This is a genomic window from Luteimonas rhizosphaericola (assembly GCF_029888045.1).
GTDB lineage: Bacteria > Pseudomonadota > Gammaproteobacteria > Xanthomonadales > Xanthomonadaceae > Luteimonas > Luteimonas rhizosphaericola.
Window position 1 is genome coordinate 40,464 of record NZ_JARXRN010000015.1, and the last position, 26,743, is coordinate 67,206.

The 26,743-nt window shown below is 71.1% G+C and carries 22 protein-coding genes and 7 tRNA genes; 21 read left to right on the forward strand and 8 right to left on the reverse strand.

Annotated features, from left to right (window positions below):
- Positions 1-89: 89 nt before the first annotated feature.
- The gene (locus tag QFW80_RS01125) at positions 90-1,754 is read right to left on the reverse strand and encodes a M48 family metalloprotease (RefSeq protein ID WP_280599125.1); all 1,665 of its coding nucleotides are present in this window, start codon (positions 1,752-1,754) and stop codon (positions 90-92) included.
- A 157-nt stretch (positions 1,755-1,911) separates the two neighbouring features.
- Here QFW80_RS01125 and grxC point away from each other — a divergent pair, with 157 nt between their 5' ends.
- From grxC to QFW80_RS01145, 4 genes are all read left to right on the forward strand, one after another.
- Complete coding sequence (gene grxC / locus QFW80_RS01130) at positions 1,912-2,217, forward strand: glutaredoxin 3 (protein ID WP_280599127.1); 306 nt, start codon at positions 1,912-1,914, stop codon at positions 2,215-2,217.
- Positions 2,218-2,222: 5 nt separating this feature from the next.
- Entirely contained in the window at positions 2,223-2,633 is a 411-nt protein-coding gene (locus tag QFW80_RS01135; RefSeq protein ID WP_280599158.1) for a carboxymuconolactone decarboxylase family protein, read from the forward strand.
- Positions 2,634-2,754: 121 nt separating this feature from the next.
- Positions 2,755-3,762 (forward strand): isocitrate dehydrogenase, encoded by a 1,008-nt coding sequence (locus QFW80_RS01140; protein ID WP_280599128.1) that lies wholly within the window; start codon positions 2,755-2,757, stop codon positions 3,760-3,762.
- Positions 3,763-4,087: 325 nt separating this feature from the next.
- Positions 4,088-5,404, forward strand: a complete 1,317-nt coding sequence (locus QFW80_RS01145) for a Na+/H+ antiporter NhaC family protein (protein ID WP_280599130.1) — start codon at positions 4,088-4,090, stop codon at positions 5,402-5,404.
- Between the two features lie 54 nt (positions 5,405-5,458).
- Here QFW80_RS01145 and QFW80_RS01150 read toward each other — a convergent pair whose 3' ends face one another.
- Positions 5,459-6,220: a Bax inhibitor-1/YccA family protein gene (locus QFW80_RS01150; RefSeq protein WP_280599132.1), complete on the reverse strand. Its 762-nt coding sequence runs from the start codon at positions 6,218-6,220 to the stop codon at positions 5,459-5,461.
- Between the two features lie 179 nt (positions 6,221-6,399).
- Here QFW80_RS01150 and QFW80_RS01155 point away from each other — a divergent pair.
- The 13 genes from QFW80_RS01155 (at position 6,400) to QFW80_RS01215 (ending at position 16,576) form a co-directional block, all read left to right on the forward strand.
- Positions 6,400-6,476, forward strand: a tRNA-Pro gene (locus QFW80_RS01155).
- A gap of 35 nt (positions 6,477-6,511) precedes the next feature.
- Positions 6,512-6,588 (forward strand) — tRNA-Arg (locus tag QFW80_RS01160).
- A gap of 72 nt (positions 6,589-6,660) precedes the next feature.
- Positions 6,661-6,737, forward strand: a tRNA-His gene (locus tag QFW80_RS01165).
- A 74-nt stretch (positions 6,738-6,811) separates the two neighbouring features.
- A tRNA-Lys gene (locus QFW80_RS01170) sits at positions 6,812-6,887 on the forward strand.
- A gap of 266 nt (positions 6,888-7,153) precedes the next feature.
- A tRNA-Leu gene (locus QFW80_RS01175) sits at positions 7,154-7,238 on the forward strand.
- Between the two features lie 396 nt (positions 7,239-7,634).
- Positions 7,635-8,939 carry a trigger factor gene (tig, locus tag QFW80_RS01180; protein ID WP_280599133.1) on the forward strand — a complete coding sequence of 435 codons (1,305 nt, stop codon included), beginning with the start codon at positions 7,635-7,637 and terminating at the stop codon, positions 8,937-8,939.
- 79 nt (positions 8,940-9,018) lie between these two features.
- Positions 9,019-9,648, forward strand: coding sequence for an ATP-dependent Clp endopeptidase proteolytic subunit ClpP (clpP, locus tag QFW80_RS01185; RefSeq protein WP_280599135.1), 630 nt, complete (start codon positions 9,019-9,021; stop codon positions 9,646-9,648).
- 105 nt (positions 9,649-9,753) lie between these two features.
- Entirely contained in the window at positions 9,754-11,040 is a 1,287-nt protein-coding gene (gene clpX / locus QFW80_RS01190) for an ATP-dependent Clp protease ATP-binding subunit ClpX (protein ID WP_280599136.1), read from the forward strand.
- 182 nt (positions 11,041-11,222) lie between these two features.
- Positions 11,223-13,673, forward strand: a complete 2,451-nt coding sequence (gene lon / locus QFW80_RS01195; RefSeq protein WP_280599137.1) for an endopeptidase La — start codon at positions 11,223-11,225, stop codon at positions 13,671-13,673.
- Between the two features lie 226 nt (positions 13,674-13,899).
- Positions 13,900-14,172 (forward strand): HU family DNA-binding protein, encoded by a 273-nt coding sequence (locus tag QFW80_RS01200; protein ID WP_149104022.1) that lies wholly within the window; start codon positions 13,900-13,902, stop codon positions 14,170-14,172.
- A 21-nt stretch (positions 14,173-14,193) separates the two neighbouring features.
- A tRNA-Val gene (locus QFW80_RS01205) sits at positions 14,194-14,268 on the forward strand.
- Positions 14,269-14,307: 39 nt separating this feature from the next.
- Positions 14,308-14,384: transfer RNA gene (locus QFW80_RS01210), tRNA-Asp, on the forward strand.
- Between the two features lie 215 nt (positions 14,385-14,599).
- On the forward strand, positions 14,600-16,576 hold the full coding sequence (locus QFW80_RS01215; protein WP_280599139.1) for a SurA N-terminal domain-containing protein: 1,977 nt from the start codon (positions 14,600-14,602) through the stop codon (positions 16,574-16,576).
- Between the two features lie 150 nt (positions 16,577-16,726).
- Here QFW80_RS01215 and QFW80_RS01220 read toward each other — a convergent pair whose 3' ends face one another.
- The 3 genes from QFW80_RS01220 to gloB are packed head-to-tail and all read right to left on the reverse strand — an operon-like array spanning position 16,727 to position 19,706.
- Positions 16,727-17,524, reverse strand: coding sequence for an enoyl-ACP reductase FabI (locus QFW80_RS01220; RefSeq protein WP_280599141.1), 798 nt, complete (start codon positions 17,522-17,524; stop codon positions 16,727-16,729).
- A 26-nt stretch (positions 17,525-17,550) separates the two neighbouring features.
- Positions 17,551-18,945, reverse strand: coding sequence for a lytic transglycosylase domain-containing protein (locus QFW80_RS01225; RefSeq protein ID WP_280599142.1), 1,395 nt, complete (start codon positions 18,943-18,945; stop codon positions 17,551-17,553).
- Entirely contained in the window at positions 18,942-19,706 is a 765-nt protein-coding gene (gene gloB / locus QFW80_RS01230) for a hydroxyacylglutathione hydrolase (protein ID WP_280599144.1), read from the reverse strand. Before gloB ends, QFW80_RS01225 begins: the two co-directional genes overlap by 4 nt.
- Before the next feature lie 36 nt (positions 19,707-19,742).
- On the opposite strand from gloB, the gene QFW80_RS01235 reads away from it, so the two are divergent.
- From QFW80_RS01235 to dnaQ, 3 genes are read left to right on the forward strand one after another with little or no spacing between them, the layout of a single operon-like run.
- Complete coding sequence (locus QFW80_RS01235; RefSeq protein ID WP_280599146.1) at positions 19,743-20,408, forward strand: hypothetical protein; 666 nt, start codon at positions 19,743-19,745, stop codon at positions 20,406-20,408.
- Positions 20,405-20,878, forward strand: a complete 474-nt coding sequence (rnhA, locus tag QFW80_RS01240; RefSeq protein ID WP_280599148.1) for a ribonuclease HI — start codon at positions 20,405-20,407, stop codon at positions 20,876-20,878. The genes QFW80_RS01235 and rnhA overlap by 4 nt, the downstream gene beginning before the upstream one ends.
- A 54-nt stretch (positions 20,879-20,932) precedes the next feature.
- Complete coding sequence (gene dnaQ / locus QFW80_RS01245; RefSeq protein ID WP_280599149.1) at positions 20,933-21,667, forward strand: DNA polymerase III subunit epsilon; 735 nt, start codon at positions 20,933-20,935, stop codon at positions 21,665-21,667.
- A 30-nt stretch (positions 21,668-21,697) separates the two neighbouring features.
- On the opposite strand, the gene QFW80_RS01250 is transcribed toward dnaQ, so the two are convergent.
- Complete coding sequence (locus QFW80_RS01250) at positions 21,698-22,402, reverse strand: PP2C family protein-serine/threonine phosphatase (RefSeq protein WP_280599151.1); 705 nt, start codon at positions 22,400-22,402, stop codon at positions 21,698-21,700.
- A 172-nt stretch (positions 22,403-22,574) separates the two neighbouring features.
- Entirely contained in the window at positions 22,575-25,166 is a 2,592-nt protein-coding gene (locus tag QFW80_RS01255) for a penicillin acylase family protein (protein ID WP_425603478.1), read from the reverse strand.
- 139 nt (positions 25,167-25,305) lie between these two features.
- On the opposite strand from QFW80_RS01255, the gene bfr reads away from it, so the two are divergent.
- On the forward strand, positions 25,306-25,791 hold the full coding sequence (bfr, locus tag QFW80_RS01260) for a bacterioferritin (RefSeq protein WP_280599152.1): 486 nt from the start codon (positions 25,306-25,308) through the stop codon (positions 25,789-25,791).
- A gap of 114 nt (positions 25,792-25,905) precedes the next feature.
- On the opposite strand, the gene QFW80_RS01265 is transcribed toward bfr, so the two are convergent.
- Positions 25,906-26,568: a thiopurine S-methyltransferase gene (locus tag QFW80_RS01265; protein ID WP_280599153.1), complete on the reverse strand. Its 663-nt coding sequence runs from the start codon at positions 26,566-26,568 to the stop codon at positions 25,906-25,908.
- Positions 26,569-26,743 lie beyond the last annotated feature (175 nt).

Here is a 26,743-nt window from a genome sequence, read left to right on the forward strand (position 1 = left end):
CCACGTCGGCCGCTCACCGCATTAGACGACAGTTTTATGACCGGTTTGTGACCCCGCTCCGGGCGCGCCCCGTGGCGCTTGGGCGGCGGTCAGCGCCGGCGGTGCAGGTCCGGATCGCGGATGCCCTGGCGCCGCAGTTCGAGCACCACCGGGGTGATCTGGGCGATGCGGGCGTCGATCCGCGCCCGGGCGTAGTAGTCCAGGTCCTCGCGCTTCTTGAGCGTGTTGAGCTGGACCAGGGCCTGTTCTTCGCGCCCGCTCAGGTAGGCGGCCTCGGCCCAGGCTTCGCCGGCGCGCACCGGGTCGCCGGCGATCTCGCTGGCGCGGGCGAAGGTGCGCTGGAACGCGGGTTCGCTGCCGCTGCCCGACATCAGCGGACGCAGCACTTCCTGCGCCCGGCGCCCGGCCTCGGGCGTGTTGCGCGCCACCAGGATGTCGGCGTAGCCCAGGGCCACCGCCGGGTGGCGCGGCATCCGGTCGAGCAGCGCCTCGAATCGACGGTCGGCGGCGGCGTGCCGCCCGGCGTGCGCTTCGGCTTCGGCCAGGCCGATCTCGAGCCAGACGTCACCCGGGTGGCGCTCGAGCAGGTCCGCCAGCGCGAGAGCCGCCGGCTCGCCGCGGCCGGCACGCACCTGCGCGACCGCCAGGCCGTAGCGCTGGGCGTCGTCGAGCGGGCCGGCGGTAGCCAGGCGCTCGTATTCGCGGATCGCCGCATCGGGCGTGTTCGCGCTGAGCACGCGCAGGCGCTCGCGTGCCCAGCCGAAGACGCGGCGCTGGCCGGGGTCGAATCCGCCGCCGCCGAGGCTCAGCCCCGTCGGCAGGAGGGGGTTGTCGCCCGCGCGCAGCCCATCGGGCACCACCACGCCGTCAATCGGGATGCGTTCGGTGCGTCGCGCGCCGGGCGTGGAGACCGTGCCCGTCACCGAGCCGCCGGGGAGCCGCTCGGCGCGGTCCTTGGCCTCGCTGATGCGGGTGGTGGTGACCGGGTGGGTGCGCAGGTAGTCGGGCAGGCGCTCGCGTGCGCCGCCCTGGTTGGTGCGCGAGGCCGCCTGCATGCGCTCGAACATGCTGGCCATGGCGATGGGTTCGTAGCCGCTGCGCGCGAGGGTGCGGATGCCGATGCGGTCGGCTTCCGATTCGTTGGAGCGGGTGTAGTTGATCTGGCGCTGGGCCATCAGGCCCTGGGCGCTGGCCACCGCGGCCATCGCCGCGTCGTCGGACGAGTTGCCGCCGGCGCTCTGCGCGACCGCGATCGCGCCCAGCATCGCCAGCAGGATCGGGATGGAGTCGCGCTGGGCGCGCTCGACGCTGCGCAGCACATGCGCCTGGGTGACGTGCGCCACTTCGTGCCCGAGCACGGCCGCCACTTCGTCCTCGGTCTCGGCCGCCAGCACCAGCCCCGCGTTCATGCCGATGTAGCCGCCCAGCGTGGCGAAGGCATTGATGCTGCGGTCCTTCATCATGAAGAAGGTGAAGCGCTGTTCGGGGTCGTCGCTGGCTGCGCCCAGACGGGTGCCGGTGGCCTGCAGCCAGCCGTCCACCAGCGGGTCCTCGAGCACGTAGCCGTAATGGCGAAGCTGCGCCAGCATCATGCGGCCGTATTCGGACTGCTGGGCCGGCCCGAGCACGCTGCCGGCGGACGAACCGATGTCGGGCAGGCGGTTCTCCTGCGCGGGAGCACTCACGCTGGCGACCAGCACCAACAGCAGGGCCGTGAGCAGCAGCGGGGCGTGACGGGCGATGCGCAGGGGCATGGGCGGCTCGGGCGGGCAGTCGGGCAAGCATGCAGGGCGGCCCCCGCATGCGAGTGAATCCGGTGTTAATCGGCCGCAGCGTTTCGTCCGTGGAGGTGGAAAAGCGGCGCGGCGGCGGCCACCATTCGACCCATCTTCGCACTCGAGGTTCCCGACGATGGACCAGGACACCGCGCCGGGGACCGCTCAGCCCCCCATCACCCTGTACACGAGCGCGATCTGCGGCTATTGCGTGGCCGCCAAGACCTTCCTGCGCAGCCGCGGGCTGGAATGGGACGAGGTCCGCATCGACCTCGACCCGGCCGAACGCGAGCGCATGGTCGCGCGGACGCGACGCAGCACGGTGCCGCAGATCTTCGTCGGCGACGTTCATGTGGGCGGCTACGACGACATGATGGCGCTGCATCGCGCGGGCCGTTTCGACGCCCTGCTGCAGCCGGCCACGGATGGACGCGACGCATGAGCGCGATGGACTCCGATGCCCCGGATGCCGGCGACGCCGACCGCGTGCGCGAATTCACCGAGTTCCGCAAGCGCATGAACGACCGCATCCTGGCCGAGCCCAACCAGGTGGTGCGGCGCTTCTTCGCGCTCGACACCCAGACCTACCAGGCCGGGGCGCTGGACGTGAAGACCAAGGAACTGCTGGGCCTGGTCGCGTCCCTGGTGCTGCGCTGCGACGACTGCATCGCCTACCACGTGGCCCAGTGCCGCGAGGCGGGCGTGCGCCGCGATGAATTCTTCGAGACGTTCTCGGTCGGGCTGGTGGTGGGCGGCAGCATCGTGATCCCGCACCTGCGGCGCGCGGTCGATTTCCTCGACCGGCTCGAGCAGGGCGAGGGCGACGCGCCCGTGCCGCACGACCACGCCGGCGGCTGACGCGGGCGCGCGCCGGCGGAGCCCGGCTGGGGTGCCGGCCCGGTTTCGGGCATAATTTCAGTTTGAACTATTTCCACGCCGCGCCACTCGCGCGGCGTCTTTCCGCAGGGAACTCCCCTACATGACGCAGACAATCACGGTCATCCGCGGCGACGGCATCGGCCCGGAGATCATGGACGCCACCCTGTACGTGCTCGACGCGATGGGCGTGGGCCTCGCCTACGAAGAGGCCGATGCCGGCCTGGTGGCGCTGGAGAAGCACGGCGAGCTGCTGCCGCAGGCGACGATGGATTCGATCCGCCGCACCCGCATCGCGCTCAAGAGCCCGCTCACCACGCCGGTGGGCGAAGGCTTTTCCTCGATCAACGTCGAGCTGCGCAAGCGTTTCGACCTGTACGCGAACGTGCGCCCGGCCAAGTCGTTCCCCAACACGAAATCGCGCTTCCCCAGCGGGGTCGACCTGATCACGGTGCGCGAGAACACCGAGGGCGCCTACATCGGCGAAGGCCAGACGATCACCGAGGACGGCGAGACCGCGACCCTGCTGCAGAAGGTCACCCGCAAGGGCTCCGAGCGCATCGTGCGTTACGCGTTCGACCTGGCCCGCAGCACCGGCCGCAAGAAAGTCACCGTGGTGCACAAGGCCAACATCCTCAAGACCACGTCGGGCCTGTTCCTGAAGGTGGCGCGCGAGGTGGCCGCGCAGTACCCCGAGATCGAATGCAACGAGATGATCGTCGACAACACCTGCATGCAGCTGGTGATGCGCCCGGAGCAGTTCGACATCATCGTCACCACCAACCTGTTCGGCGACATCATTTCCGACCTGTGCGCGGGACTGGTCGGCGGCCTGGGCCTGGCGCCCGGCGCGAATATCGGCAAGGACGCGGCGATCTTCGAGGCCGTGCACGGCACCGCGCCGGACATCGCCGGCCAGGGCAAGGCCAATCCCTGCGCGCTGCTGCTGGGCGCGGCGCAGCTGCTCGACCACATCGGCAAGCCGGACGATGCCACGCGCCTGCGCAAGGCGATCGTGGCCACGCTCGAGGCGCAGGACAACCTGACCCCCGATCTCGGTGGCACCGGCACCACGATGTCGTTCGCCAAGGCGATCGCCGGCAGGACCTGACCGGCGGTTCCGGATCGGACACGGACGGGGCGCTTCGGCGCCCCGTCCGCGTTGCGGTCGGGCGTCACGCGAACGCGGCGCGAGCCGGGCCCGCTGCGGCGGTGCGGTCGCGGGACCGATGAAGCGCCGGGCCGTCGCGCCGGCCACGGTCGTGGTGCCGGCGGGGCCGGGGCGCTGTCCGCCGCGCTGGCGCCTGCCGGGAGCGCCTCCCGCGTGGTGCGCATCCCCGCTTCATGCCCGTCCGGACTGGCCTCATGCCGGCTGCGGGCATGACGTCTTTCGCGCGGCGTCGCACAATCAGCCCCTCTTTTCCGCTGGGTTCCCGATGGACGACCGTTCCGGCGCGCTGGCGCTGACGCCGCTGCTGCTGTTCCTCGCGCTGTTCTTCGGCGCGGGCCTGTACTTCACCGGTCAGGGCGAGGCCATGGGCTTTTACCAGCTGCGCGCGCCGGTCGCGATCCTGCCGGCCCTGGCGCTGGCGGCGTTCATCGCCTGGCGGCGCCGGCTCGGGGCGGTCGAGACGCTGCTGCGCGGCATGGGCGATCCGGGCATCGTGCTGATGTGCCTGATCTTCCTGCTCGCGGGGGCGTTCGCGCAGGTCTCGCGCGCGATCGGCGCGGTCGACGCCGTGGTCGCCCTGGGCGTGAACACGCTGCCGCCGGCGCTGCTGCTGCCCGGCCTGTTCGCGGTCGCGGGCGCGGTGTCGCTCGCCATCGGCACCTCGATGGGCACGATCGCGGCCGTGGTGCCGATCGCCGTGGGCGTGGCCGACGCCGCCGGGCTCGACCGCGTGCTGGTGGTGGGCGCGGTGGTGGGCGGCGCGATGTTCGGCGACAACCTGTCGGTGATCTCGGACACCACCATCGCCGCCACGCGCACCCAGGGCGCGCGCATGCGCGACAAATTCCGCGAGAACTTCCGCATCGCACTGCCGGCCGCGCTGGCGACGATGGTGCTACTCGGTCTGGCAGGCGAGCCCGCGCCGGTGGAGCCGGTCCGCTCGACCACGCCGTGGCTCACGGTGCCGTACCTGCTGGTGCTGGCCCTGGCGCTGGCGGGCCTGGACGTGCTGCTGGTGCTGTCGATCGGCATCGTGACGGCGGCCGCGTTCGGCTTCGGCCTGGCGCCTGGTTACGGTGCCGCCGGGCTGGCCGCCGACATCTGGACCGGGTTCGAGGGCATGACCGAGATCCTGCTGCTGTCGCTGCTGGTCGGGGGGCTCGGCGCGCTGATGAAGGCGGCCGGCGGCCTCGACTGGCTGTCGGGCGCGATCGCGCGGTTCGCGCGCGGACACCGCGGCCGCCGCACCGGGGAATTCAGCATCGCCGCGCTGGCGGGCACCGCCGACGTGTTCACCGCCAACAACACCGTCGCGATCCTGGTCGGCGGCAGCGTGGCGCGCGACATCGCCCGGCGCCACGGCATCAGCCCGCGGCGCGCGGCGAGCGTGCTCGACATCTTCGCCTGCGTGCCGCAGGGGCTGCTGCCCTACGGCGCACAACTGCTGCTGGCCGCGTCGCTGGCGGGCGTGTCGTCGTTCGCGCTGGCCGGTCGGGTCTGGTACTGCTGGTTGCTGGCGCTGGTCGCGATCGCCTTCATCGCCTGGCCGCGCAGGGCGCTGGCTGCGGAAGGGCAGGCCTGAAACAGGGAAGGGCGCCATTGGCGCCCTTCCCATCACCCCTGCCGCAAAGTCGCCTCAGTCGCGCGACTGCAGCTTCGCCAGCAGGCGCAGAAACTCGATGTACAGCCACACCAGGGTCACCAGGAGGCCGAACGCGCCGTACCACTCCATGTACTTCGGCGCGCCGTGCTCGACGCCGCTCTCGATGAAATCGAAGTCCAGGACCAGGTTCAGGGCCGCGATCACGATCACGAACAGGCTGAAGCCGATGCCGACCAGGCCGCTTTCGTGGATCAGCGGGATCTGGATGCCGAACATGCCCAGCACGATCGTGGCCAGGTAGACCAGGGCGATGCCGCCGGTGGCCGCCACCACGCCCAGCTTGAAGTTCTCGGTGGCCTTGACCAGGCCGGTGCGGTAGGCGAACAGCAGCGCGAACAGGGTGCCGAAGGTCAGCATCACCGCCTGCATCACGATGCCTTCGTACAGGTGGTTGTACAGCGCCGAGATCGCACCGAGGAAGAAGCCCTCCACCAGCGCATACAGCGGCGCGGTGACCGGCGACCATTCCTTCTTGAACGCGGTGACGATGGCCAGCACCAGCCCGCCGATCGCGCCGCCCCACACGTACACCGAGAAGCCCGGCGCGGGCGTGCCGTCCGGACCGAGCGCCTGGGTCCAGGCGAACGCGGCGGTCATGACGGTCAGCAACAGCAGGAAGCCGGTCTTGTTGACCGTCCCGTTGAGCGTCATCGCCTCGCCGTCGCGCGAGACGACGGCGCCGCTGCCGAGGTCGAGGAAGGTGGATTCTTTGAGAACCGGATTGCCGCTGCGCATGGGTGCCTGCACCTGGACGATGGAGCCGGACTTCAGGATACACCGCCGTGAACGCCCGCGGCGCCGGGGACGGGGCGCTGCGGCGCGTTGACACCGCTCGACCCCCTCCGGACAATGGCCCACCCCGCTGGACCACAGGGCCGGCGCGGGTTCGGATCGAACGACCGCTCGTCACCGGCCGGGGTATAGCGCAGTCTGGTAGCGCGCCTGCTTTGGGAGCAGGATGTCGGGGGTTCGAATCCCTCTACCCCGACCATCGTGTCCCGTCCGGGACGGCTATCATGCGCGCAGGCGCCCGTAGCTCAACCGGATAGAGCACCGGCCTTCTAAGCCGGTGGTTGCAGGTTCGAGTCCTGCCGGGCGCGCCAGGCGTTTCGCATGCAGCAGCGTGCGGGGGCAGGCGCGGAGGCGGGACTCGGGTATCCTGTGTAGTTCCTGTGGTGGCTGTAGCTCAGTTGGTTAGAGTCCTGGATTGTGATTCCAGATGTCGGGGGTTCGAGTCCCCTCAGCCACCCCATTTCACCCCTCCGGCGGTTGCCTTCGGGTGCTTGCCGGAGCGCACATGTTTGTTACAATGTGCACCCGTTTTGCGGGCCGTTAGCTCAGTTGGTAGAGCAGTTGACTCTTAATCAATAGGTCCAAGGTTCGAATCCTTGACGGCCCACCAGTTCGACGAGACGCCCGGCTTCGGCCGGGCGTTTTCGTTATGCGGATGCGCCGCGGGATTCGAACCTGCGGTTCGCCTGCTGCGCAGGCCCGGCCACGCGCACGGCGCGTGGCGTTCCCCGGGTCGCGAACCTGCGGTTCGCCAGCGCCCCGGCTCACCCTTGACGGCCCACCAGTTCGACGAGACGTCCGGCTTCGGCCGGGCGTTTTCGTTGGTGCGGCCCGCGGCGCGGCCGCCGGCGCATCGCGGCGTTAAGATTGCGGCGCGCGAAAGTGGCGGAATTGGTAGACGCCCTGGATTTAGGTTCCAGTGCCGCAAGGCGTGGGGGTTCGAGTCCCCCCTTTCGCACCAGCCCAGCCCGCGCAAAGGGGTCAGCGGCGCGACCAGCTCGCGAGCGCTGGCGAGCGCAGGACCTTCGGGAGCTGCAGAACCGGGCGGACCGCCAGCCCTCGCGCTGGCCGGGGCGCCAGTCCGCCTCGTGCCGGCGCAGCTTCAGCGACTGTCATGGGAAGACCCAGCCTGGGTCGGGATGCCGCCTCCACCGCCCGCTCGACCCGGGATGGCGGCGTCCAAGGGGCCGCCGCGGGCCGCATCGGCCGCTCGCGCTGGCACCGCGCCCGTGATTCGGCCAAAATATCCCGTTCTGCCGGCCACGCCCGGCCTGCGTCGCAGGCCATGGGACGCGTCCGGCCCACCATCCGGAACCACAAGTCGCGGCCCGCGCCGCGCGGCAGGAGTCGAAGTCAAATGCAAGTGTCGGTCGAATCCCTTGGCAGCCTCGAGCGCCGCCTGACGTTCCGCCTGCCCTCGGAGCGGCTCGAAACCCAGGTCGGCGGCCGCCTGCGCGAGATCGCGCGCACCGCCCGCATCAAGGGGTTCCGTCCCGGCAAGGTGCCGGCGAAGGTGATCGAGCAGCGCTATGGCCAGCAGGTCCGCGCGGAGGTCCTCGACGGCCTGTTGCGCGAGGGCTTCGACGAGGCCGTGCGCAGCAACGAGCTGCGCCTGGCGGGGCAGCCGCGGATCGAGCCCAGCGAGGAGAAGGACGAGGGCGAACTGGCCTACGTGGCCACCTTCGAAGTGGTGCCTGACTTCGGCGAGATCGACGTCTCCAGCCTCAGCGTGGTGCGCCACACCTCCGAGGTCACCGAGGAAGACATCGACCGGATGATCGAGAACCTGCGCCAGCAGCGCCGCAGCTGGAGCGCGGTCACGCGCCCGGCGCAGGCCGGCGACGCGGTCGACGTGGAGACCTGGTCGCAGGTCGGCGACCAGCGCCTGCCCGCCGAGGGCGTGGAGCGCGGCGCGACCGTGCTCGGGTCGGGCGGCATGTTCAAGGACGTCGAGGATGCCCTGGTCGGGATCGAAGCCGGGGGCGAGAAGACCGTCGAGGTGACGTTCCCGGCCGACTGGCGGGTACCGGCCCTGGCCGGCAAGACCGCGACCGTGCACGTCAAGGCCGAGCGCGTGTCCGAGCAGCAGCTGCCGGAGGTCGATGCGACCTTCATCCGCAGCTTCGGCGTCAAGAGCGGCGAGATGGACCAGTTCCGCGCCGACATCCGGACCAACCTCGAGCGCGAGCTCAAGGGGGCGCTGATGAACCGCCTGCGCCGCGAGGTCGGCGAGCAGCTGGTGGCGGCCTATGCCCACGTCGAGCTGCCGCCGAAGCTGGTGGAGGCCGAGGCCCGCGGGATGCTGTCGCAGCAGGTCGAGCAGGCCCGCCGCGCCGGGCGCAACCCGGGCGAGGTGCCGGCCGACGCGCACCTGAACTTCATGGACGCCGCGCGCAAGCGCGTGCTGGTCGGCCTGCTGGTGGGCGAGGTCGCGCGCCGCAATGAGCTGCGCCTGGACCCCAAGCGCCTGAACGAGCACCTGCGCCTGATCGCCTCGACCTACGAGGAGCCGCAGCAGGTCATTGACTTGTACCGCAACGACCCCCAGCTGATGTCGGGACTGCAGAACCGGGTGATGGAGGAGCAGGTGATCGACTGGATCGCCGAACGCGCCCAGCATACCGGGCAGCAGCTGAGCTTCCAGGAAGCCATCTCCCCGTAGGCCGGGTCCCGGTCCGCCGGGAACCGCCCGCCCGGTCCAGGCGTCCAACCCGCGTCACGAGAGCAGGAACCAAGACCCCATGAGCAGCTACGACACCAAGGCCCTCAACCTCGTTCCGATGGTGGTCGAACAGACCAGCCGCGGCGAGCGCGCCTACGACATCTATTCGCGGCTGCTGAAGGAGCGCGTGATCTTCCTGGTCGGCGGCATCGACGACTACATGGCCAACGTGATCGTCGCCCAGCTGCTGTTCCTCGAGGCGGAGAACCCCGAGAAGGACATCAACCTGTACATCAACTCGCCCGGCGGCATCGTCACCGCGGGGATGGCGATCTACGACACCATGCAGTTCATCAAGCCCGACGTGAGCACGATCTGCGTCGGCCAGGCGGCCAGCATGGGCGCGCTGCTGCTGGCGTCCGGCGCGGCCGGCAAGCGCTACGCGCTGCCGAACTCGCGGGTGATGATCCACCAGCCGCTGGGCGGCTTCCAGGGCCAGGCGACCGACATCGACATCCACGCCCGTGAGATCCTGTCGATGAAGCAGCGCCTGAACGAGATCTTGGCCCGCCACACCGGCCAGTCGATCGAGACCATCGCCAGCGACACCGAACGCGACAACTTCAAGAGCGCGGAGGCCGCCCGTGAGTACGGGCTGGTCGACCAGGTCCTGGAGCGGCGTCCGGAAGAGTCGATCCAGCCGGCCTAAGCAATTGATTGAAAACGAAAATGGTGTTCCGGTGGGGCAGGGCTTGCGCCGCCGGGCGCTGTGCTATTCTCGATCCGTAACCGCAGCAGCAAGACAGATCCAGGCATGAGCGAAGACCGTCAGGGCCGTACCGGCGACAGCAACAAGATCCTCTACTGCTCGTTCTGCGGGAAGAGCCAGCACGAGGTTCGGAAGCTGATCGCGGGCCCGAGCGTGTACATCTGCGACGAGTGCGTCGAGCTGTGCAACGACATCATCCGCGAGGAGCTCGAGGAGAAGGCCCAGTCGGCGCGCAGCTCGCTGCCCAAGCCCAAGGAAATCCTCGAGGTGCTCGATCAGTACGTGATCGGGCAGACGCGCGCCAAGCGCACGCTGGCGGTCGCCGTCTACAACCACTACAAGCGCATCGAGAGCCGCAGCAAGAACGACGACGTCGAACTGGCGAAGTCGAACATCCTGCTGGTGGGCCCCACCGGGTCGGGCAAGACGCTGCTGGCCGAGACCCTGGCGCGCCTGCTCAACGTGCCGTTCACAATCGCCGACGCCACCACGCTGACCGAGGCCGGCTACGTGGGCGAGGACGTCGAGAACATCATCCAGAAGCTGCTGCAGAAGTGCGACTACGACGTCGAGAAGGCGCAGCAGGGCATCGTCTACATCGACGAGATCGACAAGATCTCGCGCAAGTCCGAGAACCCGTCGATCACCCGCGACGTGTCCGGCGAGGGCGTGCAGCAGGCGCTGCTGAAGCTGATCGAGGGCACCACCGCCAGCGTGCCGCCGCAGGGCGGGCGCAAGCATCCGCAGCAGGAATTCCTGCAGGTCGAGACCCGCAACATCCTGTTCATCGTCGGCGGTGCGTTCGCCGGCCTGGACAAGATCATCCAGCAGCGCAGCACCGATGCCAGCGGCATCGGCTTCGGCGCCAAGCTCAAGAGCTCCGAACGCAAGACCGAGACCGGCAAGGTGCTGGCCCAGGTCGAGCCGGAGGACCTGATCAAGTTCGGCCTGATCCCCGAGTTCGTCGGCCGCCTGCCGGTGGTCGCCACGCTCGAGGAACTGGACGAGGCGGCGCTGATCAAGATCCTCACCGAGCCCAAGAACGCGATCAGCAAGCAGTTCCGCAAGCTGTTCGAGATGGAAGGCGTGGAGCTCGAGTTCCGCCCCGACGCGCTCAGCGCGATCGCCAAGAAGGCGATCAAGCGCAAGACCGGCGCGCGCGGCCTGCGCACGATCGTCGAGTCGGTGCTGCTCGACACGATGTACGAACTGCCCTCGCTCGAGAACGTGAGCAAGGTGGTGGTGGACGAGTCGGTGATTGAACACAAGTCCGATCCCTACCTGATCTACCAGACCCCGGCGCCCGCGCCCAAGGTCGCGTCCGCCGAGTGATCCCGCGGCGCCCGCCCGGGCGCCCGCAGCAGCCCCCGGCTGAACCCTTTCCGCCGCCGCCTGGCGCCGGAAAGCTGCGTTCGTGGTCCGGCGCTTGCATCGTCCGCTGCCGGGCCCCATAACGGACCCAATCCGGCCCGCGCCTGGCGTGCGGCGCCCACCTGCTGCCCTGGACCCCTGCCATGACCCGACCCCGTAGCGAATCGCTCGAACTGCCCGTCCTGCCGCTGCGCGACGTGGTGGTATTTCCGCACATGGTGATCCCGCTGTTCGTCGGCCGGGACAAGTCGATCCGCGCGCTCGACATCGCCATGGAGGCCGACAAGCGCATCCTGCTGGTCGCGCAGAAGTCCGCCGAGACCGACGATCCCGAGGCCGAGGACCTGTACGCCATCGGCACCCTGGCGCAGGTGCTGCAGCTGCTGAAGCTGCCCGACGGCACGATCAAGGTCCTGGTGGAAGGCGTGTCGCGCGTGACCGTCTCGCAGGTGCGCGAGGTCGACGGTACCCTCGCCGGCGTCGGCCACGTGGTCGACCCGGTCGAGAGCCGCGAGCCGCGCGAGACCGAGGCGATCGCGCGTTCGCTGGTGTCGCTGTTCGAGCAGTACGTCAAGACCAATCGCAAGCTGCCGCCCGAGCTGATGCAGACGCTGTCGGGCATCGACGAACCGGGCCGGCTGGCCGACATCGTCTCCGCGCACCTGGGCGTGCGCCTGGCCGAGAAGCAGCGCCTGCTCGAGACCGTGGACACCGCCGAACGCCTGGAGCTGCTGGTCGGCCTGGTCGACGGCGAGATCGACGTGCAGCAGATGGAGAAGCGCATCCGCGGCCGCGTGAAGTCGCAGATGGAGAAGTCGCAGCGCGAGTACTACCTCAACGAACAGATGAAGGCGATCCAGAAGGAGCTGGGCGAGATCGACGACGCGCCCAACGACGTCGAGGAACTCGCGCGCAGGATCGCGGAGGCCGGCATGCCCAAGGCGGTCGAGACCAAGGCGAAGAACGAGTTCAACAAACTCAAGCAGATGTCGCCGATGTCGGCCGAGGCCGCGGTGGTGCGCAACTACCTCGACTGGCTGCTGGGCGTGCCGTGGAAGAAGCGCAGCAAGGTGCGCAAGGACCTCAAGGCCGCGCAGGACACGCTCGACGCCGACCACTACGGCCTGGAGAAGGTCAAGGACCGCATCCTGGAATACCTCGCGGTGCAGTCGCGCGTGCGCCAGATGAAGGGCCCGATCCTGTGCCTGGTCGGACCGCCCGGCGTGGGCAAGACCTCGCTTGGCCAGTCGATCGCCAAGGCCACCAACCGCAAGTTCGTGCGCATGAGCCTGGGCGGCGTGCGCGACGAGGCCGAGATCCGCGGCCACCGCCGTACCTACGTCGGTTCGATGCCTGGCCGCATCGTGCAGAACCTCAACAAGACCGGGACGAAGAATCCGCTGTTCGTGCTGGACGAGATCGACAAGATGTCGATGGACTTCCGCGGCGATCCGTCCTCGGCGCTGCTCGAGGTACTGGATCCCGAGCAGAACAACGCCTTCAACGACCACTACCTCGAGGTCGACCTCGACCTGTCCGAGGTGATGTTCGTCGCCACGTCCAATTCGCTCAACATCCCCGGCCCGCTGCTCGACCGCATGGAGGTGATCCGCATCCCCGGCTACACCGAGGAGGAGAAGATCAGCATCGCCACGCGTTACCTCGTCCCCAAGCAGGTCAAGGCCAACGGCCTGCGCGAAGGCGAACTGGCGATCGCGGCCGGGGCGATCCAGGACATCGTGCGCTACTACACGCGCGAATCCGGGGTGCGCAACCTGGAGCGCGAGATCGCGAAGATCTGCCGCAAGGTGGTCAAGCAGATCGCGCTTGCGGGACCGCTCAAGGGCAAGGCCAAGCCGAAGACGATCAAGGTCGATTCCGACAACCTGGATGCGTACCTCGGCGTGCGCCGGTTCGACTTCGGTCGCGCGGAGCAGGACAACGAGATCGGCATGGTCACCGGGCTGGCGTGGACGGAAGTCGGCGGCGACCTGCTGCAGATCGAGTCCACCCTGGTGCCGGGCAAGGGCAACCTGATCCTGACTGGCCAGCTCGGCGACGTGATGAAGGAATCCGCATCGGCGGCGCTGTCGGTGGTGCGCGCGCGCACCGAGCGCCTCGGCATCGACGTGGACTTCCTGCAGAAGCAGGACGTGCACGTGCACGTGCCCGATGGCGCGACGCCGAAGGACGGCCCCAGCGCGGGCATCGCGATGACCACCGCCCTGGTGTCGACGCTGACCAAGGTGCCGGTACGGGCCGACGTGGCGATGACCGGCGAGATCACCCTGCGCGGAAAGGTGACCGCGATCGGCGGGCTGAAGGAGAAGCTGCTTGCCGCGCTGCGCGGCGGCATCACCACGGTCATCATTCCCGAAGAGAACCGCAAGGACCTGGCGGACATTCCGGCCAACGTCACCGACCACATCGAGATCGTCCCGGTGAAGTGGATCGACGAGGTGCTCGATCTCGCGCTCGAGCGTCCGCTGACGGGAAACGGGACGCGGCCCGCCGCGGCGCCACGGGCGACGCGCGGCGCCGTGGTGCGCCGTCGCAAGGACAAGGCGCCGTCGGGAACCGACGTCAAGCACTGAGCCCGTTTCACGCAGATCTCACGAAACGCAATCCTCCCGCGCCGGCGGCGGCCGGCCGCGGGGCGATTCCGCGTTTCGAGGTCGTATTCGGAAGCCGCTGCGCGTAAAATGCGGCGGATTCGTGCATTCATCCTCAGGCCGGACGACGTCGCGGGATTCCCCGTGGACGATTCCGGTCTCCCAGCAAGGCGGGCCGCGCGCCCGCACACGGAGTGTCCAAATGCCAGTGAACAAGAGTGAATTGATCGACCAGGTCGCCGACAAGGCGGGACTGTCCAAGGCCGACGCGGGCCGCGCGCTCGACGCGATGATCGATGCGGTCACCGCGGCCCTCAAGCGCGGCGATGCCGTCAACCTGGTCGGCTTCGGTTCCTTCTCGGTCAAGGCGCGCGCGGCGCGGACCGGCCTGAACCCGCGGACCAAGGAACCGCTGCAGATCCCGGCCTCCAACAATCCGGTGTTCAAGGCTGGCAAGGCGCTGAAGGATGCTGTAAACTGATCGGCTCCTGAGTTCCCTCGCGGGTGCTTAGCTCAGCGGTAGAGCGTCTCCTTTACACGGAGAGGGTCGGGGGTTCGAAACCCTCAGCACCCACCATCGGGGGGACGCTGGAACCGCACACAGGTTTCAAGGCGCGGAGCGGTAGTTCAGCTGGTTAGAATGCTGGCCTGTCACGCCGGAGGTCGCGGGTTCGAGTCCCGTCCGCTCCGCCATTGGATAAAAGCAAAAAGCCCCGCAGAAATGCGGGGCTTTTTTTTGTCCGGCGTCGACCCGGTTTGCCGTCCGTCGCGGCTTTCGACGGCCCCTCCGGCAGCGCCGTCCGGACCATTCGCCGCGGCCGCTCCCCGGCTCTGGCCTGGCGCTCCGCCGCGCCTGCCTGCCGCCATGCGGTTAAACTGTGCGGCTACGTCCCACAGCCGCCTCGCCCATGCTGCAGACCCTGCGAGAAAAGATGTCCGGCTGGATCGCGATCGTCATCGTCGCGCTCCTCGCCATCCCGTTCGCCTTCTTCGGCATGGAGCAGTACCTGTTCCAGAGCGGCTCCAACTACGCGGCCAAGGTCGAGGTGCAGCCATCGTGGTGGCGTTCGGCGCCGGACTGGTGGCTGGTGCGCAAGTTCGCCTGGGAGTCGGTGGAAGTCACGCCGGAGGAGTTCCGCGAGGCGTTCGAGAACGAGCGCCAGCGGCGGCGGCAGGTGGAGGGCGAGCGGTTCGATGCACGCGCGTTCGAGTCGCCCGAGGCCAAGCGCGAGGTGCTCGAGGCGCTGATCGACCGCCGGGTCATGCAGCTGGCCGCGCAGCGCGACGGCATGGTGGTCGGCGATACCCGCGTGCGCGAGGCGATCAACGGCATCCCTGCGTTCCAGGTCGACGGCGAGTTCGACCAGCAGCGCTACCTGCTGACGCTGCAGTCGCAGGGCTACACGCCGCAGGGGTTCCAGGAAATGGTGCGCGACGACCTGCAGGCCTCGCTGCTCGCCGGCCAGGTGGCGCGTTCGGCGTTCACCACCCCCGGCGAAACCGAGCGCATGATGCGGCTGCTCGGCGAGCGCCGCGACGTGTCGTTCGTGGTGCTGCCGGCGCCGGCGCCCGACACGGGTGCGGTCAGCGCGCAGGACATCCAGGCCTGGTACGAGGCGCACCGCGCCGAGTATCGCGCGCCCGAGCGGGTGACGCTGGAGTACGTGGAGATCGACGCCGGCGCGCTGCCCGCCGTCGCGGCCCCCGACGAAGCGGCACTGCGCCAGCGCTACGAGCAGGAGAGGGCCCGCTTCGTGGAGCCCGAGCAGCGGCTGGTCTCGCACATCCTGGTGCCGCTGGCCGAAGATGCCGACGAGGCGGCGCAGGCGCAGGCGCGCGAGAAGGCTGCCGCGCTCGCGGCGCAGGCGCGCCAGGATGGCGCCGACTTCGCGGCGCTCGCGCGCGCCAACCCCGGCGATCCCGGGTCTGCCGAGAATGGCGGCGACCTGGGCTGGATCCGCCAGGACGGCAGCATGGTCAAGCCGTTCGAGGACGCGGTGTTCGCCGCGCAGGCGGGCACCGTCTCCGAGCCCGTGCGCAGCCCCTTCGGTTGGCACGTGATCCAGGTGCGCGAGGTGCGCAGCGGACAGCAGGTGCCGTTCGAGCAGGTGCGCGAGACCCTGGCGACCGAAGCGGCGCAGGCCGAACGCGAACGCGCGTTCAACGACCTGGTGGGCGCGTTCGTCGACCAGGTCTACCGCAACCCGACCGAACTCGCGGCCGCCGCCGCGCAGGCGAAGCTCGAGGTGCGCACCGCCGGGCCGATCGCGCGGGGCGAGGGGGAGGGCGTGGTGGCGCTGCCCGCCGTGCAGCGCGCGGCGTTTTCCGAAAGCCTGATCCAGGACGGCACGGTCAGCGATCCGATCGAGATCGACCAGGACCGCAGCGTCGTGATCCGCGTCACCCGGCACGAGCCGGCGCGCGCGCTCACCGTCGGCGAGGCGCGCGAACAGGTGGTCGCGGCCATCCGCGCCGACCGCGCGCGCAAGGCGGTCGAGGCCGAGGCCGACGCGCTGGTCGAGCAGGTCGCCGCGGGCGAGGCGCTGCAGGCCCTGGCCGATGCGCGTTCGCTCCAGGTGCGCGACGTGCAGGGCGTGCCACGCGGGGCGCCGGTGCCGGACGCGACGGCGACGGAGGCGTATTTCAAGGCGCCGGTTCCGGCCGAAGGCAAGGTCTCGCCCGGCAAGGTGGCGCTGGACGACGGCAGCGTGGTGGTGTTCGCGGTGCAGAAGGTCACGCCGGGCGACGTCGCCGAGGCGGAAGAGGCCGAGCGCGACATGTTCCGCGAGCAGATGGCCGCGCTGACCGGTCGCGAGGATGCCGACACGCTGCTGCGCGCCTTGCGCCGGCAGATGAAGGTCACGGTGCTGGAGTCGAATCTGTAGCGGCCCGGCGGCAGATTCCGCTCCGAAAAAAAGCCCGGCCATGGCCGGGCTTTTTTCTTTGCGCGGGCGATGGCCGAAGCAGGATCCGCGGCGCCAGCGGCGTGTCCGCCGCAGTGCGCGCGGTGCGCGCCTGCGCCGGAGCGGGGCGGGCTACTCGCTCTCGTCGAGCCCGGTCATGCCGAGGATGTTGTAGCCCCCATCGACGTAGGTGACTTCGCCGGTGATGCCCGAGGCCAGGTCCGAGCACAGGAACGCGGCCGCATTGCCCACGTCCTCGATCGTCACCGTGCGGCGGATCGGCGCATTGGCCTCGACGTGGCCGAGGATCTTGCGGAAGCCACCGATCCCGGCGGCTGCCAGGGTCTTGATCGGCCCGGCCGAGATCGCGTTGACGCGGATGCCTTCCGGCCCGAGGTTGAACGCGAGATAGCGCACGCTGGCCTCGAGCGCCGCCTTGGCCACCCCCATCACGTTGTAGCTCTGCAGCGCGCGCTCGGCGCCGAGGTAGCTCAGGGTCAGGATCGCGCCCTGGCGGCCCTGCATCAGAGGACGCGCGCCCCTGGCCAGCGCCGACAGCGAATAGGCCGAGATGTCGTGGGCCATGGCGAAGTTCTCGCGCGTCAGCCCGTCGAGGAACCCGCCGGCGATCGCCTCGCGCGGAGCGTAGGCGATGGCGTGGATCAGGATGTCGAAGCCGTCGGGCCAATGCTGGCCGAGGGCCGCGAACAGGGCGTCGATCTGGGCGTCGTCGGTGACGTCGAGCGGGAACGACGGTCCGCCGCCGAGCTTGGCCGCGACCTCTTCCACCCGCGATTTCAGCTTCTCGTTCTGGTAGCTGAAGGCCAGTTCGGCGCCCTCGCGGTGCATGGCCTCGGCGATGCCGTTGGCGATCGAACGCTGGCTGGCGATGCCGGTGATGAGTGCGCGCTTGCCTTGCAGGAAACCCATGGAGAACTCGCGATGTGGACCGGTCGCTATTCTGCCACGGTGCCCGCGGCAGCCCCCGGGTCGGATCCTGCCGGGTCGATCTGCAGCTCCATGCCCGGCCGCAGGACGCCGCGCGCATCCAGGCCGTTGCGCGCGAGCAACGCGTCCACGCGCACGCCGTAGCGTGCCGCGATGCGCCAGGCGGACTCGCCGCGGGCCACCACGTGGGTGCGCGCGGCCGGTTCGACGTGGGCGGAGGCGTCGGCCATCGCGTCGGACAGATCGTCGACGCCAAGCGCGCGCGCCGGCGCCTGCACGGGCGCGGCGCCCGCCGGCGGATGCGCCGCGAGCAGGGCCTGGGCCTGGACGGACGGCAACAGCACGCGTGCCCGGTCGCCAGCCGAACGCGCCAGGCGGCCATCAGCGAATACCGGGTTGAGCCGGCGCAGCTGGGCGACGTCGGCGCCGTGGCGCCGTGCGATTCCGTCGAGCGAGGCCAACTGCACCGGCACGTCGGCTGCGGCCAGCACCGGCACCGGTCGGTCGAGCGCCTGCAGCCAGGCGTCGCGATCCTCGGACTCCTCAAGCAGGCAGGACAGCGCATGCAGCTTGCGCACGTAGGACAGGCTGATCGCCGGCATCGGCAGGCTCGCGGGATCGGCGTCGGCCGGGCGCTGGCCGGCGCGGCGAAGGGCGCCCAGCAGCCGGTACTCACCGGCGTTGTAGGCCATCACCGCCAGCCGCCAGTCGCCGGCGAACATGCCGTGCAGGGTCTTGAGGTAGCGCACCGCCGCCTCGGTGGACTCCACCGGCGACAGCCGCCCGTCGTAACCGGCGCGCACCGGCACCTTGTGGTTGCGCGCGGTGAGCGAGATGAACTGCCACAGCCCGGCCGGGCCCTGGGACGAGCGGGCGCCGGGGCGGTAGCCGCTCTCGACGAACGGGATCAGGGCGAATTCGGTCGGCAGGTGGGCCTCGCGCAGCCGGTCGACCACGTAGCCGAACAGCGGCAGCACATCGCTGCCGGGGGAGGCGAGCTGCGCGGGTGCGTTGGCGAAATGGTGCCGCCAGCGATCGCTGGCGCCGGGCTCGCAGACCGGATCGGCGAGGCCGTCGCGGAAGCTGCGGTAGATCTCGATCCCGCTGCGCATGCCCGGCGGCGCCGGCGACGCCGCGACGGCGTCGCGCATGGAGTCGCCGGCAGGCGACGGCGCCGGACCGGTCGCCGCCGTGTCCGCGGCGGCGGGCAACCCGGCCGACGCCGGGGCCGTCGGGGCCGCGGCGCGCTGCGGGTCGGCGCCCGCACCGCCTGCTTCGTCGGCGGCCGCCAGCAGTGGCGCATCGGCGCCTGGCGCGGGCGCGGCCGGCTTCTCGCTCGCGCCGGCTGGTCCGGCCAGCGCCCACAGCAGCGCCAGACCGGCCGTGAGTCCCCGCGCCCTCATGCGCGGAAGCCGTCCTTCCAGCGCCGCAATTCGGCGAAGGCCTCGATCCGGTCCCCGGCGGCCCCCGGTGCGCGCGCGGCCACGGCCGCGCGCACGGCAGGCGCGTCGATGCGCAGGAACGGGTTGCAGGCGCGCTCCTCGCCCAGGGTCGAAGGCAGGGTGGGCAGGGCGTGGTCGCGCATCGTGGTGGCCTTTGCATGGCGGCGCCGCAGCGCCGCATTGTCGGGGTCGACCACCCGCGCGAAGGCGGCGTTGGCCAGCGTGTACTCGTGCCCGCAGCAGACCAGGGTCGGGTCGGGCAGGGCGGCCAGCCGGTCGAGGGAGCCCAGCATGTCGCGGGGCGTACCTTCGAACAGCCGACCACAGCCGAGGCTGAACAAGGTGTCGCCCGAGAACAAGAGGCCATGGCCGTGGAATGCGATGTGGCTCACGGTATGCCCCGGCGTGGCCAGCACCTCGAACGCCCAGCGGCCCGCCGTGACCCGGTCCCCGTCACCCACGCGGTGGTCGGCATGGCCGATCCGCGGGTCCGCCGGGGCGTGGACCGGCGTGCCGGGCCAATGCGCCACCAGGGCGGACACGCCGCCGATGTGGTCGGCGTGGTGGTGGGTCAGCAGGATCGCGCGGGGTGGCGGGCGGTCGCCGCAGGCGGCGAGGACGGGGTCGGCGTCGCCGGGATCGACCAGCAGCCAGTCGCCGTCGTCGTCCGCCAGCGACCAGATGTAGTTGTCGGAGAGGGCCGGGATCGGGGTCGGCTGCATCGGGTCCGGGTCCGGTGAACCTATAGAATGGCGACCATGCCCGCTCTTCTCCCGGCCCGTCAAACCGGCCCCGACCCGCACGCCTGGTTCCGGTCCGACCCGGGGCGGGCGGTGCTGGACAGCGAACGGGACACCGTCGCCCATGCATTGACCGACCGGCCCGGCCTGCCCTGGCTGTGGTGCGGTCCGGTCGCCCAGCCGGTCCCGGAGTCCGCCGGGCGCGGCCTGTGCCTGCACCCGGATGCGTCCGGGCAATGGTCCGGTCCGGTCGCCTGCGCGCTGCCGCTGCCCCTGCCCAGCGAAGCCTTCGGTGCGGTGGTGCTGCAGCACGTGGCGCGACCATCCGGGCCATGCGGGGCCGATCTGCTGGACGAGGCGGCGCGCCTGCTGGTGAACGGCGGCCGGCTGTGGCTGTTCGTCCTCAACCCGCTGGCGCCCTACCGCTGGCGCTGGCGCGGCAGCGGCCTCACCGCCCTGGAACCGCTGTCCTGGCGCAAGCGGTTGCGCCAGGCCGGCCTGGCGCCCGAGCCCGTGTCGCAGGGGCTCGGTCCGACCTGGGGGGTGCAGGTGGCATCCCAGGCGCAGCAGGGCGCCGGCCTGCGCGCGGGCTACCTGCTGCGTGCGGAGAAGCGGGCGATCCCGCTGACCCCGGTGCGGCAGCGGCGCGCGCTGCCGATGCCCACCGGCGCCGCCGCCGCATGAGCGAGGTCGGGATTCACACGGACGGGGCGTGCCTCGGCAACCCGGGCCCGGGAGGCTGGGCCGCGCTGCTGCGCTATGGCGACAAGGAGCGCGAGGTGGTCGGCGGCGAACCGCTGACCACCAACAACCGCATGGAGCTGATGGCCGCGATCGCCGCGCTGGAAACGCTCAGCCGGCCCTGCGAGGTGGTGCTCTACACCGACTCGCAGTACGTGCGCCAGGGCATCACCCAGTGGATGCCGAACTGGGTCCGGCGCAACTGGCGCACCGCCGGCGGCGACCCCGTGAAGAACCGCGACCTGTGGGAACGCCTGCACGCGGCCTGCCAGCGCCACGCCATCGACTGGCGCTGGGTGAAGGGCCACTCCGGCGATCCCGACAACGAGCGCGTCGACGTGCTCGCGCGCGACGAGGCGATGCGCCAGCGCGCCGCCGCGGCCGTCTCCGCGCCCGCGATGCGGCACGGCTGACACGACTCCCCGGCGCACCCCGCGCGCCCGACCGACCGATTCCCGGAACCGACCATGCGCCACATCATCCTCGACACCGAAACCACCGGCCTGGAATGGCGCAAGGGCAATCGCGTGGTCGAGATCGGCTGCATCGAACTGGTCGAGCGCCGGCCGACCGGCCGCACGTTCCACCGCTACCTCAACCCCGGACGCGAATTCGAGCCCGGGGCGCAGGAAGTGACCGGCCTGACCCTGGAGTTCCTGGCCGACAAGCCGAGATTCGGCGAGGTGGCGGACGAGTTCCTCGCGTTCGTCGACGGCGCGGAACTGGTGATCCACAACGCCGCGTTCGACATGGGGTTCCTGGAACACGAACTGTCGCTGCTCGGCGAGCGCTATGGTCGCCTGCGCGATCGCGTGACCGTGCTCGATTCGCTGGAACTGGCGCGCCAGCGCTATCCGGGCCAGCGCAATTCGCTTGACGCCCTGTGCCGCCGCCTGGGCGTGGACAACTCCCACCGCCAGCTGCACGGGGCGCTGCTCGACGCCCAGCTGCTGGCCGAGGCCTGGCTGGCGCTGACCGCCGGGCAGGGCGAGATCGGGTTCGCCGCGCCCGAGCGGGGCACGGCCGCCGGCAGGACCGTGGTGCCGGTGGCGCCGTCGGGACCGCGTCCGGTGCTGGTCGTACCCGAAGAGGACCGCGCGCTGCACCTGGCGCGGGTGGAGGCGATCCGCGGCAGGGCCGGGCGCAGCCTGTGGGACCTGGTCGAGTCGGGCGACGGGCCGGCGGTGGCCGCCACCGCCTGAGCGTGGCGCGGTGTGCGCGACCGCAGCGCGTCAGTGGCTGCGGACCAGCACCACGGTGACGTTGTCCGAGCCGCCGCCGTCGAGCGCGGCGGCGACCAGGCCGTCGACGCATTCCTGGGCGCTGCACTCGGTGTGCGCCAGCACCCGCGAAATGCCGCCGTCGTCGACCTCCTCGGTCAGCCCGTCGCTGCACAGCAGCAGTTGCGAGCCCGGGGCCAGTTCGCCCGACAGGGTTTCGACATTGAGCGCCTGCGGCTCGGTCACGCCGAGCGCCTGGGTGACGACGTTGCGGTGCGGGTGGCTGCGGGCCTGGTCGAGGCTGATCGCGCCCTGGGCGATGAGCTCCTGCACGTAGCTGTGGTCGTGCGAGAGCTGGGCGAGCTTGCCGTCGCGCCACAGGTAGGCGCGGCTGTCGCCGACCCAGGCCACCTCGAAGCGGTTGCCGACCACGCGCGCGGCGACGACCGTCGTGCCCATCGGCAAGGCGTCGTTGCGCTGGCGCGAGGCGCGGATGATCTCCTCGTCCGCGATCCGGATCGCCTGCGACAGCGGCGTGCCCTGGCGGATCTCGCGCACGATCGTCTCGCGCGCAAGCGCGCTGGCGACTTCCCCGTATTCGTGGCCGCCCATGCCGTCGGCCACCAGCCACAGCCCCAGCTCGCTGTCGCCGTAATAGGTGTCTTCATTCAGTTCGCGGCGCAGACCGACGTGGGTCAGGTGTCCGAATTCGATCATGCGTAACCCGGCGGCTGCGGGCGGACTCGTGGCTCTTGGGTCAGTGAACGCGGAAACCCGGAGGGGCAGGTCAGGCGGATGCACGTGTCGGGGCGGCGGACGGTGCGGGGGAGGCGCCAAGCTAGCAGGCCGGCGGTGAACGCGCGATGCGCGCGCGGAGGCCGGCGCGCGTTCAGGGCTGCAGGACCAGCGCGTGCCGCGCCGGGCCGGGCAGGAATGGCGACGCGCGGCCGTGGACCCAGTCGTCGTGCCCGGCGCCCCAGAACGGCGAGAGCGGATGGCCGCTCTGGCCGCCAGGCATATGCAGGATACCGTCGGCTTCGCGACCGGGCGCGACCACCATCCGTTGCGAGGCGCCGAAGGACGGCCCCTGCACCCGCGGCATCATCGCGTCGCCCGGCAGGCGGTCGGCCGGCATGCACAGCAGCCGCTTGCCGAAGGGCACGGCGCCCGCGAGCGGATGGCAGATCGCCGCGGTGTTGCGTTCGCCCCAGCTGCGCGCGTGCAGCGGGCCGGCGGCCGAGAGTTCGTCGTGGACCTCGCGCGCGGCGTCGGCGAACAGCGCCGGCCAGCTGTCGAACGCGCGCGGCAACAGGTGTGCCGGCCGCTGTTCCACCAGCGGCCAGGCGACGCCCTCGAACTGGGGCAGGTCGGGCATGACGAAGTCATCGCCAAGGGAAGTGCGCGCGGGCGCGGTGAGCCCGTCGAGTAGGCGCGCATGCACCGCCTGGCGCCAGGCGCGCACGATGCGGTAGCCGGCCGAGTCGACGCTGGCGCGGCCGGTCCAGTCGGCGGTCGCGTCGGCGAGCGCGCGCAACGGTGCCGGCGCTCCCTGTTCGGACGCGAGCGACCGCAGCAGGTCGCGCCAGCGGGCCATCAGCAGGGCGCGGTCGTCGAGCTGGATGGCGAGCAGGTCGGCCTCGGAGAATCGTTGCCGTTCACGGAGGCGATCGCGGATCTGGCGCTGGCGCGCGCCGAGCGCGTAGCCGCCGTCGCCGATGCGCGCCAGCGCCTCGCCGGACACCACGCGGGCGTTCGCGGTCCACAGGCGGTCGGCGGCCGGGGAGCGGACGACGGGCGTGGCGTCGGCCGCATTCGGCCAGGGGGCGCAAGGCGGCGCGGCGTCAGCCGGGGGCGCCCGCTCCAAGGCCGCTCGCGCACGAGCCGCGTCGGGCACGCCTGCCGCGGCGGGCTGCGGAGCGTCCGCATCGGCCGGGAACCGTGTCCGGCAATCGCCATCGCGGGCCGGCAGCGGGCCGAGGAGGCGCCAGGCGGTCCCGCCGCCGGCATCGCCCACCACCAGGTTCTGGGTGGGGATTGCGGCGCGGTCGGCCTGCGCCAGTACGTCGTCGACAGAGCCGGCGTAGGCGAACTGCATCAGGCCCAGGTCGAGCGACCCGGGCAGGTGCGCCGTCCAGCGCAGCGACAGCACCTGGCCGTCCGGCCGGGTGTGCAGCACCGGCCCCCACTGCGTCTCGTGCACCTCGAACGGCACCGGCTCGGCGCCGGCAACGGCGATCGGTTCGGCGTGCACGGTCGCCGGGCTGCAGCCGGGCGCGGCCTCCGCCGCGCAGGGGCGTTCGAGCGCCCAGTCCAGCGTGTCGGCATAGCTGTTGGTATACCCCCAGGCGACGTGGCCATTGCTGCCGGCGACGATCGCCGGCAGGCCTGGCAGGGTGAGCCCCTGCACGTTGACGCGTCCGCCGGGCGCGCGCGCGTCCGGCCAGCGCAGGCGGGCGCGGAACCAGATGTTCGGCGCCCGCAGCCCCAGGTGCATGTCGTCGGCGACGATGGCGCGGCCGTCGGCCGTCAGCGCGCCGGAAACGGCGAAATTGTTGCTGCCCGGGCGCAGATCGCCGGCCGCCGAAGGAGGCAGGGTGGAGGCGAACAGGCCATTGCCCGCTTCGACCTCCATCGCCGCGACGCGAGCCTGCGCGGGCACGCGGGATGCCTGCGATCCGGGCGCCATCCCCTGGGCGCGCCTCCCGCCGTCCCCCTCGGCTGCAGTGTTCGAGACTGCCGGCGCCGGCAGGCGCCGCAGATCGACCTCGTCGGCGCCCGGCAGCATCGCATCGCCGAACGGCTCTCCGGCCAGCGGCGCGTCCCAATCGCTGCCCGGGTGCGCGAGCAGCGCGTACACCGCTTCCGGAAGGTGTGGCCGCAGGGTCCACATCGCCAGCTCGCGCGCGTTGGACGCATCCTGCAGGTCGAAGTACATCGCATAGCCGGCCAGCGCCGTGTCTTCGGGATGCCAGGGCTGGGGTCGCTGGCGCAGCAGCAGGTAGGGCCAGGGCCGCACGCGCAGCGCCGACAGGCCGGCATTGACGCCCTCGGCATAGGCGTCCAGCAGCGGCCGCCGCGCGCCCGCGATCGCGTCCAGCCGTGCCGCGACCCGCGCGCGCATCCGGTGCACGCGGTGGCGGCGGTCGACGTCGAGCGCCACCGGCCCGAACAGCGCCGAGAGTTCGCCCGCGGCGGTTCGCCGCAGCAGGTCCATCTCGAAGTAGCGCTCCTGCGCGTGCACGTAGCCCAGGGCGCGCAGCGCGTCGGGTTCGCTGGCGGCATCGATGGTCACCACCCCGAGCGCATCGCGCCGGACCTGGACCGGTGCCGCCAGCCCCGCGAGCGTCGCCTCGCCGTCCAGCCGCGGCAGGCTGGCGCGCAGCAATCCCCACGCCGCAAGTGCCGCCAGCAGCGCGCACGCGAGCGCCGCGATCGCGGACAGCCGCAGGCGCCTGGACCATTTGCGCACGCACACCCCCATGGACCGGACCGGATCGGAGCCGCAGGCCGCCGCGCGCCGCGTGCGCGGGGAATCGGGCTGCGACTGACACTGATTCCGATTAGAACATCGACGGGCGCTTTCGGGCACGATGACCGTGTCCCCGCACCCGCCGAGCGCCATGAAAGGCCATCCCGAAGTCGTCGACTACCTCAACCTGCTGCTGCGCGGCGAGCTGGCCGCGCGCGACCAGTACTTCCTGCATTCGCGCCGCTACGAGGACCTCGGGCTGCACGCGCTGTACGCGCGCATCCACCACGAGATGGAGGAGGAAACCCAGCATGCGGACGCGCTGCTGCGCCGGATCCTGTTCCTCGAAGGCACGCCGGACATGCGCCCGGACGCGTTCGAACCGGGCGGCACGGTCGAGGAGATGCTGCGCAAGGATCTCGACCTCGAATACAAGGTGCGCGAGAACCTGGCCCAGGGCGTGGCGCTGTGCGAGCGGCATGGCGACTACGTGACCCGCCAGGTGCTGGTGGCGCAGCTGTCGGACACCGAGGAAGACCACACCTACTGGCTGGAGCAGCAGCTGCGGCTGATCACGATGGTGGGGCTGGAGAACTACCTGCAGTCGCGCATGGGCGAGGACGCGCCGCACGGCTGAAGTGCGCGCGCGGGATTGGTGCGAGGCGGCGAGGGCGCCTCACGCCGCGCATTCCGCGGAATCGGCTTGCACGGGACCGGCTTCCACGCGCGAACCTGCCGGAGGTCGGCCGGATCAGCGCGCAGTGCGAGCGACGCGATACACCGCCGTCGAGAGCGCCGACACGCCTTCGGCCTGGAACGAGGGCTCGCTGGCGATGATGTCGCGGCGTTCGAGCAGCGCCACCGTCCATTGCGCCTCGAACCGCGCCCGCACCTCGTCCTCCGCAACCGGGAACGGCGGGCCGGACTTCTCGTGCTGCGGGTATTCCAGGGTCACCAGCAGCCCGCGGCATTGCGCGGGCAGCCGCGCCCACGTCGTCGCGGCGTAGGTCGCGCGCAGCTGCGGCGGCAGGGCGATCAATGCGGCGCGATCGTAGACGCCGGCGCAGTCGGCGAGCAGGGCCGCGGGCACGGCGAACGCGTCGCCGACCAGCAGTTCCCACGGGCCGGAGACGTAATGCGTGCCCGCCGCGCTCGTATGCACCCTCGGCGCCAGGCCGCGTTCGTCGAAGAACTGCGTGACCGCCCGCGTCGAGAGTTCGATGCCGAGCACGCGGTGGCCCTGTTCGGCCAGCCAGACCATGTCCAGCGACTTGCCGCACAGCGGCACGCAGACGCAGCTGCCCGCAGGCAGTGCCAGCGAGCGCCAGTGCGCGGTGAGCAGCGGCAGCGGCGCGTCGCGGTGGAAGCCGATGCGGTTGCTCTCCCAGCGGTCGTGCCAGAAGGACGGCTCCATCATGCCTCCCGCGGGTGCGCCGCCACGGGACGGAGACGCGAGCCTGCCAACCGCGCCGCCGCGCGCCCGGTCATGCGGCAGCCGCGCGCATCACTCGACATGCAGGGCGTCCACCTTCTGCCGCGCCGCCGGGCCGGCGACGCACGATGCGCCCAACCGCGCCGCCGCGCGCCCG